We start from the raw sequence: 12,503 nt of genomic DNA on the forward strand, positions 1-12,503 counted from the left end.
GCGGCGCGCACGGAAACGGGATCGCCGCGCGCCGGGCACGGAGACGGCGTCACCACTCGTCCGCCGGGCGCTCGTCGGCGCCCGGCGGAGTCTCGTCGGCGTCCGGAAGCGTCTCGCTGCGCAGGAAGCGTTCGCTCTCCCACGACAGGGCGTGCTCGATCTGGATGAAGTTCAGGCCGGTGGCCTGGACGAGATGCTCGTCGTCGAGGCCCTCGGGGTGCGCGCGCAGGGCGCGGGCGATCTTCCCGGACCAGAGTTCCTCGTTGACATAGGGGCGCCGCCGGTAGCGCTGCTGGAGATCGGACAGATGCTCGGGACTGCAGGCCGCCAGGAGCCGTTGACCGTCCTGGTCCGGATCCTCGGGATGGATGACGGAGGAATCCGGCACCAGGGAGAAGATCTGCAAGCTGGGCGGGATGGGGCCGCCGCAGAGATCACACGGACCGGGATCGGGTTCGGGGGCCACCGCTTCGTCGCTGTCGTGCACGCCGCCCTTTGTAGCCGCCAGCCCCGGACCGGGGCGTCCGGCTCGCCGTAGGTCCTCCGCTCCGTTGCCATCCGGCGCAATGCGGTCCCGGGCCCGGCCTCAGCCCCGGCCCTGCTCCTCGTCCCGGCTCCGGTCCCGGGGCGTTCCGTGGGAGCGGATCCGCATGCCGGGGCGGCGGGGGTGGACGGTCATGTACGCCAGGCCGTCCCCGCCCGCGGTGAGGCTGCGGGACGAGCCGCGCGGCAGCCAGAGCAGGCTCCCCTCGGCGAGCGGTACGGGGCCGTCCGTCGCGCCCAGAACACCGCCCCCCGCGACGACGAGGAGCAGGACGTCGAGGTCGGGATCGGTGTGGGCGTCGATGCTCTCCCCCGGTCGGATGTGCACGACATTGGCGTCGAGTTGCCGGCCGGGCTCGGCGAGCCGCCACCGTGCTCCCGCCGGTGCCGGGTCGAGCGCGGCGAGCGCCTTGACGTCGCACAGCAGCCGCGGGACCGGGTCTCCGCTCGCGGCACTGGGGTCTGAGTGTCCGTCGGCCATCGCTTCCACCGTCCGATGCGTACCTGTCACTGCATTCAACACCCCCCGGCACACCCCTCCCGGCACCCCCACGGGAATTCCGGCCCCTCAAATAGGAATCTAACATCCGTATTTGCTAGCGTCGGCACGTGCGGTTGACGAAGTTCACCGACCTGGCGCTGCGAGCGGTGATGCGCCTGGCGGTCTCCACGCAGGACGTTTCCATGACGACGCGTGAGGTGGCGGAGGCGATGGAGGTGCCCTACGCCCACATGGCGAAGGCCGTCACGCGGCTGCAGCACCTCGGCGTGGTGGACGCGCGGCGGGGTCGCGGCGGCGGACTGGAACTGACCGAGCTCGGGCGGCAGGCGTCGGTCGGCTGGCTGGTGCGGGAGTTGGAGGGCGACGACGAGGTCGTGGCCTGCGAGGGCGGCCCGCCGTGCCCGTTGCGCGCCGCCTGCCGGCTCCGCGGGGCCCTGCGCGCGGCGCAGGAAGCCTTCTACGCCACACTCGACCCGCTGACCGTGGGCGAGCTGGTCGCCTCCCCGACCGGTCCGGTCCTGCTCGGCCTCGTGGGCGGCCCCCGCACCCCCTGAGCCGCCTCCGTTCGCCCCGGCGACTGCCGGTCGCGTCCGCAGCATCTAGCGAAGGGGTTCCGGTGCCGTTGCGGCCTGATCGTCGAAGTTCTGGCGGGCTGTCAGGATCTGCTGGGCGTGCACCACGGACCATGCGCCGATGGCGCTGGTCAGCTGTCCGGCCTCGACCCCGAGGTCGGTCAGCCCGTACTCCACGCGAGGCGGAACGGTGGGGTAGACCGTGCGGTGCACGAGGCCGTCCCGTTCCAACGCGCGCAGGGTCTGGGTCAGCATCTTCTGGGTGATCCCGTCCAGCAGTCGCCGCAGTTCACTGAAGCGCATCGGGCGGTCGTGCCGGCGGAGGGCCCCCAGGACGTACAGCACCCACTTGTTGGCCAGCGCCTCGACAACGGTGCGCGAGGGGCAATCGCGGCGGTAGGTGGCGGCCCACTCGTCAAAGGCTTCACTTGAGGTGGTTTCCATGAGGTACCTAGATATCAATCAGGTGCCTACTTCACAAGAGGTACCAGCGGTGTCGAAGATGGTGACCGCAACCCGCCGAGCGAGTCAACACCCCAGGGAGAGAGCTCACATGACCACCCAGATGCGCGCGGTCAGCCAGCGCCGCTACGGCGGCCCGGACGTTCTCGAGATCGTCGAGACCGACCGGCCGACGCCGGGTCCGGGGCAGGCGCTGGTACGCGTCCGGGCCGCCGGAGTGAATCCGGCCGACTGGAAGATCCGTTCGGGAACGGTGCGGAAGTTCGGCGAGCCGCCGATCACCCTGGGGCTCGACCTGTGCGGAGTGGTGGAGGCCGTCGGCGAGCAGGCGGCACGATTCCGGCCCGGCGACGAGGTGTACGGGTGTGCCTTCCCGCCGCACGGCGCCTACGCCGAGTACGTCGTCGTACCGGTGGCGGCGCTTGCCGCCCGGCCTGCGAGCATCGACGACGTACACGCCGCGGCACTGCCGGTCGCGGCCCTCACCGCCTGGCAGGCGCTGGAGCGGGTCGCCGCCGTCCGCCCCGGACACCGGGTGCTCATCCACGCGGCAGCCGGGGGGATCGGCCATCTCGCCGTGCAGATCGCCACCGCACGCGGTGCATACGTCATCGGCACCGCCCGGGAGAGCAAGCACGCGTTCCTGCGCGACCTGGGTGCCGACGAACTCATCGACTACACCACCACCGACTTCGCAGCGGCCGTCCGCGACGTCGACGTCGTCCTGGACCCGATCAGCGGCGGCTACGGGCCCCGGTCGCTGGACACGCTCACACCGGGCGGAATCCTCATCGACGTGCGGGGCACCGGTCCCGACCGGGCCGCTGTCCGGGAGCACGCCGAGGCGCGTGGCCTGCGGTTCGTCGAGTTCGGATTCACCCCGTCCGGCATCGATCTGGAGAGCGTCACCAACCTGGTGGAACGCGGCAGTCTCCGCGTCGCCGTCGATCACGTCCTGCCGCTGGAAGACGTGGCCAAGGCGCACGAACTCAGCGAGACCAACCGCATGAAAGGAAAGATAGTTCTCACTCTCTGATGCCCTGAAGGTGCGCCGGTAGGTGTGCGGGCGGACGCCGGTGGTGCGTTTGCGTACGCGGAGCGGCAGGTGTGGCCGTCCGGGACTCAGTCCCGTCCGGCCAGCCGCAGTACGGCGTCCAGTCCGCGGTGGGCGCCGGGCGCCGCGCCCGCGGGCAGCACGTACGCACGCAGTCCCGCGCCGGCCGCGCCGCCGTCCTTGGCCGGGTGGTCGCCGACCATGAGCGTCTCGGCCGGTGCCACGGCCAGCTCGTGGCAGGCGTGGTGGAAGAGCAGCGGGTCGGGCTTTTCGGTGTGGTGCTCGTAGGAGTGCACCCAGGAGGAGATGTAGGGGGCGAGGCCGTGCCGGGCGAAGGTGGCCCGCAGGTCCCAGCCCACGTCGCTGACCACGCCGACGGCCACGCCGTGGCTCCGCAGGCGGGCGAGGGTGGGCTCGGCGTCCGCGTAGGGCACCCAGTGCTCGGGCGTCTTGAGCTGCTCGTAGAGCACCCCGGCGACCGGCGCCAGTTCGGCGACCGAGGCGTACCAGGTGGTGAAGGCGTGCCGGTGCGCCCGCGCGGAGACGTCCCTTGCGCGCTGTGCCGCCACGACGGCAGGGTCCGAGAGGCCGGCTTCGAGGCCGTCGAGCAGGCGGTCCATCGTCGCGTCGTCCACCGGCCGCGCCAGTGCCGCCCGAATCCTGTCGGCGTACGGGGCGATTTGGAACAGCGTCCCGGAGAAGTCGAAGAGCACGGCCCGTACGGGAGCGGGCGGCGCCGAGGGGGCCGACGGGACACGGAGGGGCCCTTCCGGACCGCAGACAGGTAACTCACGCATCCGGTCTTTCTACCGCAACCCCGGTGCGGGGGTGGGCCGTTGGGTGGCTACGGGGCGCCCACTGGCGGGAGGCGCAGCTGGAGCCAGCAGGAGAGGCGGACGTCGGGGTCGTCCAGGGCGAGGCCGAACAGTTCGCGGGCGCGGCGCAGGCGGTACTTGAGGGTGTTGGGGTGGACGGTCAGCCGTTGCGCGGCTTCGGCGATGTTGCCCACAGCGTCCAGCCAGGCCAGGACCGAGGCGGCGTACGCGGTGCCGCGGCTGCGGTCGTGGACGCGCATGGCGTCGATGGCGGGGTGGCGCAGGGCGGGGCGGCGGGCCAGTTCGTCGGCGCAGTGCAGCAGCAGGACCTGGGCGTGGACATCGGTGAGCGCCGCGACGTCCGGTGCGTCCGGGGAGGCCGTGGTGACCCGGAGGACGTCGTCCACCTCGGCGCGCAGCGCGGGCAGTGCGTCCGGGTCGGTGGCGGGGCGGCTGACGGCGGCGCGCAGCGGTGCCGCGAGGGTGCGGCCGAGCGCGGCCACGGCCTGCTCGGCCAGCCGGCGGGCCTCGTCCGGGCCGGCCTGGGGCAGCAGCGCGTAGACGGTCTGCCCGACGGCGGCCACGGCTGCGTCGGCGCGCACCGCGGCCCAGTGCCGGGCGGCCGCCGCGGCCAGCCGGACGGCGCCGGGGCCCAGCGTGTCGGGTCCGCCGGCGGCCGGTGCGAAGCCGAGCAGGGTCAGCCGGGGCCGGTCGGGCAGACCGAGTTGGAAGCGGATCTCCGACGCCGTTCCGTCGCCGCGCAGCGCGGCCCGCAGGGCGTCCTCGCGGGCCCGCAGGCCGAGCTCGGCCGAGCTGCGGTGGCGCAGCATGTGCAGCGCCGCCAGTCGTGCGCCGTCCAGCAGCGCCCGGTCGCCCGCCTCGTCCGGCCGGGCCTCCCCCTCGATCGCCCACAGGGTGCCCAGCGGCAGGTCGCCGGCCCTGATGGCCGCGGCGGCGCGCGGGAGCTCGTCGGGCGCGAGGACCGGCAGCCGGACGACGCCCCGTGCACCGAGCACCTCGCGGTACTGGCGCAGCTGCTCGGGGTCGTCGGGTACCCGGCGCTCCAGGATGCCGCGACGGCGCAGCTCGTCGATCCGCTGGCCGGGCAGCGACGAGTAGGCCAGCACCCGGTGGTCGAGGTCCTCGATCGCCACCGACCCACCGATCACCGCCGCGACGGCGTTGGCCAGGGCGAACAGCTCCTCGCTGGTGCCGTCGAGGCCGGGCGGGTTCGGCGTATCCGTCAGATCCATGGCCGGACCCTAGGCGATTTCGCCAACGACGAGCAGTGACGTGGGCCTCAGCATGGTGGGACCGCCGGGCGCGATGTGCCCGAACGCCCTCCCCGATGCCGCCCCGCAAGGAGCCCTGCCATGGCCGTCCGGCCCCCTGCCGCCGCACCCGCCACGACCACCGCCGCTTCCCACCCCTCCGCCGACGCCCTGCTGGGGCTCTTCCCGCCGGGCACCTCGACCGCGCCCGACGGTGCGCTGCGCATCGGCGGCTGCCACGTCGGCGAACTGGCGGCGCGCTACGGCACCCCGGCGCTGCTCGTCGACGAGGGGGCATTGCGGGCCCGGGCCCGCCGGTATGCCGACGCGCTCGCCGTGCGCCGGCCGGGCTCGACGGTGGCGTTCGCCTCCAAGGCGTTTCCCTGCACCGCCGTCTACCGGCTGCTCGCCGAGGAGGGCCTGGGCGTCGATGTCGCCAGCGGCGGCGAACTGGCCCTCGCGCTCGCGGCGGGCACCGACCCGGCGCGGGTGATCGTGCACGGCAACGCCAAGACCGACGAGTTTCTCCGGGCGGCCGTCGAGGCCCGCGTCGGCCTTGTCGTCATCGACAACTTCGACGACATCGACCGCCTGGAACGCCTCCTCGCCGCTCCGGCGGCGGCAACGGGCTCCGCCGCCCCGGACGCCGGCACCTACCGGCAGCCGGTGCTCGTGCGCGTCACCCCCGACATCCGTCCCGACACCCACGCCGCGGTCTCCACCGGGCAGCGCGACTCCAAGTTCGGCCTGCTGGTGCCGCAGGCGCGCGAGGCGATCGCCCGGCTGCGCGCCAGCGACCGGCTGCGCCTCGACGGACTGCATGTGCACATCGGTTCGCAGATCCTCGACACCGAGCCGTTCGTGCGGGCCGTGGCCGCGGTGGCCGAGCTCGGCACGTTCCCGGTGTACGACCTCGGGGGCGGGCTGGGCGCCCGGTACACGTACGACGACCGGCCGCCGAGCGTCGAGGCGTACCTGGACGCGCTGACCGCGGCCGCCGACGCCCTGCTGCCGGCCGGCGCGCGGATCGTCATCGAGCCCGGCCGGTCGCTGGTCGCCGGGGCGGGCGTCTCGCTCTACCGCGTGGTGACGGTCAAACGGGCGCACGGCGAGACCTTCGTCGCGGTGGACGGCGGGATGGGCGACAACCTCGAAGTCTCGCTGTACGGCCAGCGGTTCGAGGCGACGGTCGCCACCCGGCCGGGCGGCGGCGCCGACGGCGAGCTGTGCCGGGTCGTCGGACGGCACTGCGAATCCGGCGACGTGCTCAGCGCGGGCGTGCTCCTCGACGACCCGCGGCCGGGCGACCTGATCGCCGTCCCGGTCACCGGCGCGTACACCTACTCGCTCGCCAACAACTACAACGCCGCCCGGCGCCCCCCGGTCGTCTTCTGCCGCGACGGCCGCTCCCGCCCCGTCGTCCGCCGCGAGACCTACGCCGACCTGATGCGCCGTGACCTGCCCTGACGGCGCCTGAGGTCGCTCACCGGACGGCCGGCGGCCCGCGGAGGGAGGGGCGCCGAGGAGCGGCGGCGCCCGCTCCCCCGCCGCCGGCCGGATCGGGTGACCCTCACGTTCCGTCGTCGAGGCGGGGTGGGACGATGGGGCGTCATGGATGCGGGGCGGGTACTCAGGGGGCTGCGCGCCGCGGTGTTCGCGGTGGTGTGTGTGCTGCTCGCCGCGCTGGGGCACGTGGTGATGTCGGATGCCACGGTTCCCGCGTGGATGCTGCTCTCGGCCGGGGCGGCCACCGCGGCCGGTGCCTGGTGTGTCGCGGGCCGGGAACGCGGCCCGGTGCTGGTGGGGTTGCTGACCGTCGGTACCCAGGCGGCCCTGCACAGTGCCTTCTCGCTCGGCCAGGTGCTGGCCGCCGGCGCCGGTGGGCGGGGCACGCAGCTGTCGGTACGGCAGTGGGCGGCCGCCTGGATGTGCGGCGCCCAGGAGATGCCGGTCTCCGGCGGTCATGCGGACCGGATGCTGGAGCTGATGCGTCAGCAGATGGCGGATGTCCAGGGCATGACGAGCATGCCGGGCATGGCGCATCCGGCGCCGCACGGGGACATGGCCGGCATGGCGCAGCACGGCAGCGCGGCCGGCATGGTCGCCGCGCACCTGCTGGTCGCCCTGCTCGGCGCGGTGTGGCTGTGGGGTGGCGAGCGGGCCGCGTTCCGGCTCGTACGGAGCGTGTCGGTGCGGCTGTTCGCGCCGCTGGTGCTCGTCCTGCGGAGGGTGCTGCCCGAGGCGCGGCCCGTCGTGCGCGCCGCCCGGCAGGAGCCGCGGCGCGCGGTGCAGAAGTTGCTGCTGGCCCACGCGATGTCGCTGCGGGGTCCGCCGCGTGAGCCGGCTGTCGGCCTTCGGCTGACAGCAGGGGCGAATACCTGAGCCGAGGACATCTCCTTCCGGGCGCCGCGCGCCGGGTGCGGTCGCGCACCGGGTGCCGTCGGGCGCTGCGCCGGGTGCGGTGGGCTGCGCGCGTACGTGCGTACGTGCATACATGGCCACCTGCTCACGCGCGGCGGAGGGGGCCTTGGCTCCGACGTCACCGGGCGCCGTCGAAACGAGGCGGCGGCCGGCTCATGCGAAGGACTCCAGTGGACTCCAAGAGACTCCAGATGAAGCAGGCTGCCCGGATGCGGGTGGCGCCGCTGACCGCCTCCGCCGGCGGAACCCGCGCCGGTGCGGGCCGGTGCCCGTACGGCGGGCGGTCAGCCGGCCGGCTCGTCGCCGGTGTCCGGCGCGCCGGCGCCGGGAACCGCTGCGGCGGGCCGGGCGGTGGCCGACCGCAGCCCGGCGAGCAGCGCGTCGACGGACGCCGCGGCGTCCTCCTCGGCGCGCGCCGCGGCACGGTCGAGGTGCCTGGTCAGGGCCCGGGCGTGCGCTTCCCAGCGCCGGCAGTCCGGGCAGCCGGCGAGGTGGTCGTCGAGCCGCCGGGCGGTGAGGCCGGGGGGCAGTTCCTCCCCGTCACACCGGGCGGAGAGGGCCGTACGGGCGCGCGAGCAGTGCATGCGTCCATCCTCCCCGAAGCGTGCGCGGGCGGCGAGGGGCGGTCGTGGCATGCGGGATGACGAAGCGGTGACGGGCTGGGCGCTGGCCGCGCGCAGCGGCGACGAGCGGGCCGTCGAGCAGTTCGTGCGGGCCACGCAGCTCGATGTGCGGCGCTATGTGACGCATCTCAGCGGCGACCCCCAGGCGACCGACGACCTGATGCAGGACACCTATGTGCGGGCACTGCGCAGTCTGCCCCGGTTCGAGGGCCGGTCCTCGGCGCGGACCTGGCTGCTGACCATCGCCCGGCGGGTGGTGGCGGACCGGATCCGGTCCCACTCGTCCCGGCCGCGGCTCGCCGCGACCGATGACTGGCAGTCGGCCGCGGAGCGGGTGCAGCCGCGCGGGGTGCCGGGCTTCGACGAGGGCGTCGCGCTGGCCGAGCTGCTCGCGGCGCTGGTGCCGGAGCGGCGGGAGGCGTTCGTGCTCACGCAGTTGCTGGGGCTGCCGTACGCGGCGGCGGCCGGGGTGATGGGCTGCCCGGTGGGGACCGTACGGTCCCGGGTGGCGCGGGCCCGGGAGACGCTGGTCGCGCTGGTGACGGATGCCGAGCGGGCGGAGCCCGGCCGGCCGACGCGGGCGCTGGCGGGCGCGGCTGCCGGAGCGGGCGCGGTGGCCTGACGGATGCCGGCCGCGTTCCCGGTCCGACGACCGGGGCGCGGCCGGCGCCGTGCGGGGCCCGTGGACGGCCGGTGCCGGTGGCCCGGGGGCAGCCCGCCGTGGCCGTACGCGAACGGGCTTGCCACTGGCGTTCGGGGCCGTGGTGGAGGGGCGGGCGGCCCATTACGCTGTCTTCTCGCCGGGCTCGACGTCGGGCGGGGGGACGGTGGCACTGTGACACAGCCGGGGCAGGTGATCGGCGGCCGTTATCGGCTGGCCGAAGAGCTGGGGGCCGGAGGGTTCGGCCGGGTCTGGAAGGCACACGACCAGACGCTCCGCACCGACGTGGCGGTCAAGGAGCTGTGGCTGCCGCCGGCGATGGCGGCCGCCGAACGGTCCGAGCGGCTGCAGCGCGCCCGACGCGAAGCGCTCAACGCGGTGAAGCTGCGCGACCATCCGCACATCGTCAGCGTCTACGACGTCGTCATCGAGGACGACGCCCCGTGGATCGTCATGCAGCTCGTCGTCGGGAGGTCGTTACAGGAACACCTCGGCAGGCGCGGCCCGCTGCCGCCGGACACCGCGGCGAAGATCGCGACGGCGCTGCTGAAGGCGCTCGGCGCGATGCACGCCGCCGGGATCGTGCACCGCGACCTCAAACCCGCCAACGTCATGCTGGCCGACGACGGGGACGTGCTGCTCACCGACTTCGGGATCGCCGTCAGCAGGACGGATCCCCGGCTGACCGCGTCGGGGGCGGTCATCGGTTCGGTGGGGTACCTCGCGCCGGAGCGGGCCCGCGGCGAGAACGGCCGGGCCGCCAGCGACCTGTTCTCGCTCGGCGCGACCCTCTACGAGGCCGTGGAGGGCGTCGCGCCGTTCAGCCGTGACACCCCGGCCGGTTCGCTCCACGCGGTCGTGTACGAGGAGGCTGCCCCGCTGCGGCGGGCGGGACGGCTCGCGCCGCTGATCACCGGCCTGCTGGCGAAGGACCCGGACGAACGCCTCACCGTCGCCGCGGCGCTGGCGCTGCTCAACTCCCCGTCGGGCCCGGCCGGTTCCGCCGCCGACGCCTCTTCCAAGACGTCCGAGGCGCCGGCCGCACCGCGGCAGCCGCAGGTGCCCAGGACGCGGAAGATGCCGGAGCAGCCGAAGCCGGGCAAGAGGGCCGAGGCACCGAAGCCGCGGGCGACACCGCAGGCGCCGAGGCCGCGGAAGGCCGCGTCCGGGGGCGGGCCGGCCGCCGCGCACCGTACACCGCCGCCGAAGCCCGCCAGGCCCAAGACAGCGGCCGGGGCGCAAGGGGCGAAGGCGGCGCAGTCGGATTCCTCCGGGGGCACGCTCGGCCTGCTCGCCGTCATCGCCCTGATCCTCGGGGTCCTCTACGCCGACAACCAGGACTTCGCCAACTGGGTCAGCTCCACTGCGCACGGGGATATCGCCAAGGCCCAGACCGGCGACTGCGTCCACGACATCCCCGCCCACGACAAGGACCCCGGCGGCTGGGTCACGGTCCCGTGCTGGTCGGCCGCCACCCGGTACACCGTCCTCGTCCGGCTCGGCCCCTCGAGCTCCAGGCTCGCCACGGGCTGCCAGCTCATCAGCCCTTCGTGGAAGGTCACCTACGGCCACCAGCAGGTCACCTTCCTCGACGACAGCAATCAGTCCGCCACCCTGTGCGTGGTGCCCAAGCACGACGACGAGTAGGCAGTTTCGTTTGGATCAGCCGATCAGCTGTGTCGTGCTCGGGGGAGCTGCCAGTCGCCGCCGCGGTCCTCCTTCGACCAGCGCGCGACGAGGTCGGGGATGTGCAGGAAGCAAGCCAGTGCGGTGACTGCCTGGAAGGCGTCGATGGCGCGCCGGGTCATCGGCATGCCCAGGCGCAGGAGTCGCGGATTGACCTCGGCCTGGATGTGGTTGACGAAGGGCCGCAGCACGGTGTCGTAGTTCGCCAGTGCGGTCGGGAGATCGTCCGGGTGCCGATTGATCTCGTCGGCCAGGACGTAGGCGCCGACCAGGCCGCCGGAGATTCCCATGCCGCTGTAGGGGGAAGCACAGTGCGCGGCGTCCCCGGCCAGGACCACGCGGCCCTTGGACCAGGTGTCGGTGCGCACCTGGGCGATCTCCTGGGAGTAGAAGAAGGGGCTGGTCCTCATGCCCTCGATGAAGCGCTCGGTCTGCCATCCGGCGTCGCGGAACCTGCTCGCCCAGAACTCCTGCTGCCGCCCGACGGGGTCCCGGTGGATCGCCGAGGCTTCCTCGGATTCTTCCCGCAGCACGAAGTAGACCTGGGTCTCGGTCGGATTGTGGCTGCGGCGCATGATCTGACGGCCGCCCGGGACCATATAGGTGTCCCGGATGTCGCTGTCGGAATCGATGCGCGGGACGAACCAGTACGCCATGTGGATGCCGACCCGCCAATACGGGTCGAAGCCCTCCGGGAGGATCGCCCGGCGGATGCGTGATCCCTGTCCGTCCGCGCCGACCATGAGGTCGAACTCGCCGGACGACCCGTCGGAGAAGTGCGCGACGACCTTGTGCTCGTCCTGCTCGAAACCGTCCACGCTCTTGCCGAAGACGTACGCGGCGTCGTGCCTGGTCGCCTCGTTGAGGATGCGTACCAGGTCGCCGCGCATGATCTCGTACTCGGATGTCAGTGTCTGGCGGCCCTGCCCGGAGGTGTTGGCCATGATCGTCGCTTTGGCCTTGCCGTGGGCGTCGACGAAGGCGACGCCCTTCTCGTCCACGAGCTTGCCCCGGACGGCGTCGAGGAGTCCCATGCGGCGGACGGCCTCGATGCCCTGACCCCGGAGGTCGACCTGGGCGCCGGTGGCCCGCAGGGCGGGGAAGCGTTCGGCGACGGTCACCCGGTGGCCGCCCCGCGTCAGCCAGAAGGCCAGCGCCTGCCCCGCGACTCCGCCGCCGGCGATGAGGACTCGTAAGGATCGCGTTCCCGAACCCTGTGTCATGATCCACCACCTCAAAATCTATCGGTGAATGATTCCTTTCGAGAGTTATCTATCAGCGATAGATTGTCAATGTGACGAAGATGAACCGTGAGACCGTGGTCGCCGAGGCGCTCAACCTGCTCGACGAGGTCGGCCTCGATGCCGTCAGCACGCGGCAACTTGCGAAGCGACTGGGCGTCGAGCAGCCCTCGCTGTACTGGCACTTCCGCACCAAGAAGGACCTCCTGGCCGCCATGGCGCAGGCCGCGATGGCGCCCCATGCGAACGCACCGCTGCCGACGCCTGGGGACGACTGGCGCGAATGGTTCCTGGAGAACACCCGCAGCTTCCGGCGCACCCTGCTGATGCGCCGCGATGGCGCACGCCTTCATGCCGGCTCCACGCCGACCGCGGACCTCGACCGGATCCGCCACAAGATGTCTTTCCTCGTCGACTCCGGCGTGCCCGAGCACGACGCACAGATGGCGATGCTGACGGCCGGCCGCTTCACGGTCGGCAGCGTCCTGGAAGAACAGGCGGACGCCGGCCCCGGCGACGGCCCGGACCTACCGGCCGACACGCCACTCATCGATCCCGAATCGGCGTTCGAGGGGGGACTTTCCCTCATCGTGGACGGCTTGACCCCGCGCATCACGGCATAGCAGCCGCACCTGCCCGAGTCTGCCGCGTC

The 12,503-nt window shown here is 73.3% G+C and carries 14 protein-coding genes; 7 read left to right on the forward strand and 7 right to left on the reverse strand.

What is annotated here, in order from left to right:
* Positions 1 to 49 precede the first annotated feature (49 nt).
* Complete coding sequence (locus tag OO62_RS37115) at positions 50 to 487, reverse strand: hypothetical protein (protein ID WP_051733625.1); 438 nt, start codon at positions 485 to 487, stop codon at positions 50 to 52.
* A 99-nt stretch (positions 488 to 586) separates the two neighbouring features.
* Positions 587 to 1,024: a cupin domain-containing protein gene (locus OO62_RS26820; RefSeq protein ID WP_033270169.1), complete on the reverse strand. Its 438-nt coding sequence runs from the start codon at positions 1,022 to 1,024 to the stop codon at positions 587 to 589.
* Positions 1,025 to 1,152: 128 nt separating this feature from the next.
* Here OO62_RS26820 and OO62_RS26825 point away from each other — a divergent pair, with 128 nt between their 5' ends.
* Entirely contained in the window at positions 1,153 to 1,599 is a 447-nt protein-coding gene (locus OO62_RS26825; protein WP_033270170.1) for an RrF2 family transcriptional regulator, read from the forward strand.
* A 45-nt stretch (positions 1,600 to 1,644) separates the two neighbouring features.
* On the opposite strand, the gene OO62_RS26830 is transcribed toward OO62_RS26825, so the two are convergent.
* Positions 1,645 to 2,061 (reverse strand): winged helix-turn-helix transcriptional regulator, encoded by a 417-nt coding sequence (locus tag OO62_RS26830; protein WP_033270171.1) that lies wholly within the window; start codon positions 2,059 to 2,061, stop codon positions 1,645 to 1,647.
* Between the two features lie 109 nt (positions 2,062 to 2,170).
* Here OO62_RS26830 and OO62_RS26835 point away from each other — a divergent pair, with 109 nt between their 5' ends.
* Positions 2,171 to 3,115 carry an NADP-dependent oxidoreductase gene (locus OO62_RS26835; protein ID WP_033270172.1) on the forward strand — a complete coding sequence of 315 codons (945 nt, stop codon included), beginning with the start codon at positions 2,171 to 2,173 and terminating at the stop codon, positions 3,113 to 3,115.
* Between the two features lie 86 nt (positions 3,116 to 3,201).
* Here OO62_RS26835 and OO62_RS26840 read toward each other — a convergent pair whose 3' ends face one another.
* Both OO62_RS26840 and OO62_RS26845 read right to left on the reverse strand, forming a co-directional pair.
* Complete coding sequence (locus tag OO62_RS26840; protein ID WP_051733626.1) at positions 3,202 to 3,930, reverse strand: HAD family hydrolase; 729 nt, start codon at positions 3,928 to 3,930, stop codon at positions 3,202 to 3,204.
* Positions 3,931 to 3,977: 47 nt separating this feature from the next.
* Entirely contained in the window at positions 3,978 to 5,201 is a 1,224-nt protein-coding gene (locus OO62_RS26845) for a PucR family transcriptional regulator (RefSeq protein WP_051733627.1), read from the reverse strand.
* Between the two features lie 120 nt (positions 5,202 to 5,321).
* Here OO62_RS26845 and lysA point away from each other — a divergent pair, with 120 nt between their 5' ends.
* Both lysA and OO62_RS26855 read left to right on the forward strand, forming a co-directional pair.
* Complete coding sequence (lysA, locus tag OO62_RS26850) at positions 5,322 to 6,686, forward strand: diaminopimelate decarboxylase (RefSeq protein ID WP_051733628.1); 1,365 nt, start codon at positions 5,322 to 5,324, stop codon at positions 6,684 to 6,686.
* Positions 6,687 to 6,830: 144 nt separating this feature from the next.
* The gene (locus OO62_RS26855) at positions 6,831 to 7,601 is read left to right on the forward strand and encodes a hypothetical protein (RefSeq protein WP_033270174.1); all 771 of its coding nucleotides are present in this window, start codon (positions 6,831 to 6,833) and stop codon (positions 7,599 to 7,601) included.
* 323 nt (positions 7,602 to 7,924) lie between these two features.
* On the opposite strand, the gene OO62_RS26860 is transcribed toward OO62_RS26855, so the two are convergent.
* Positions 7,925 to 8,224, reverse strand: a complete 300-nt coding sequence (locus tag OO62_RS26860) for a zf-HC2 domain-containing protein (protein WP_033270175.1) — start codon at positions 8,222 to 8,224, stop codon at positions 7,925 to 7,927.
* 49 nt (positions 8,225 to 8,273) lie between these two features.
* Here OO62_RS26860 and OO62_RS26865 point away from each other — a divergent pair, with 49 nt between their 5' ends.
* Complete coding sequence (locus OO62_RS26865; RefSeq protein WP_033270176.1) at positions 8,274 to 8,885, forward strand: sigma-70 family RNA polymerase sigma factor; 612 nt, start codon at positions 8,274 to 8,276, stop codon at positions 8,883 to 8,885.
* Between the two features lie 213 nt (positions 8,886 to 9,098).
* On the forward strand, positions 9,099 to 10,571 hold the full coding sequence (locus OO62_RS36610) for a serine/threonine-protein kinase (RefSeq protein ID WP_157850170.1): 1,473 nt from the start codon (positions 9,099 to 9,101) through the stop codon (positions 10,569 to 10,571).
* A gap of 23 nt (positions 10,572 to 10,594) precedes the next feature.
* Here OO62_RS36610 and OO62_RS26875 read toward each other — a convergent pair whose 3' ends face one another.
* Positions 10,595 to 11,833 carry an FAD-dependent monooxygenase gene (locus OO62_RS26875; RefSeq protein WP_033270177.1) on the reverse strand — a complete coding sequence of 413 codons (1,239 nt, stop codon included), beginning with the start codon at positions 11,831 to 11,833 and terminating at the stop codon, positions 10,595 to 10,597.
* An 80-nt stretch (positions 11,834 to 11,913) separates the two neighbouring features.
* Here OO62_RS26875 and OO62_RS26880 point away from each other — a divergent pair, with 80 nt between their 5' ends.
* On the forward strand, positions 11,914 to 12,474 hold the full coding sequence (locus OO62_RS26880) for a TetR/AcrR family transcriptional regulator C-terminal domain-containing protein (protein WP_277753320.1): 561 nt from the start codon (positions 11,914 to 11,916) through the stop codon (positions 12,472 to 12,474).
* Positions 12,475 to 12,503: the final 29 nt, after the last annotated feature.

The organism is Streptomyces lydicus, from assembly GCF_000717345.1.
Lineage (GTDB): Bacteria > Actinomycetota > Actinomycetes > Streptomycetales > Streptomycetaceae > Streptomyces > Streptomyces lydicus.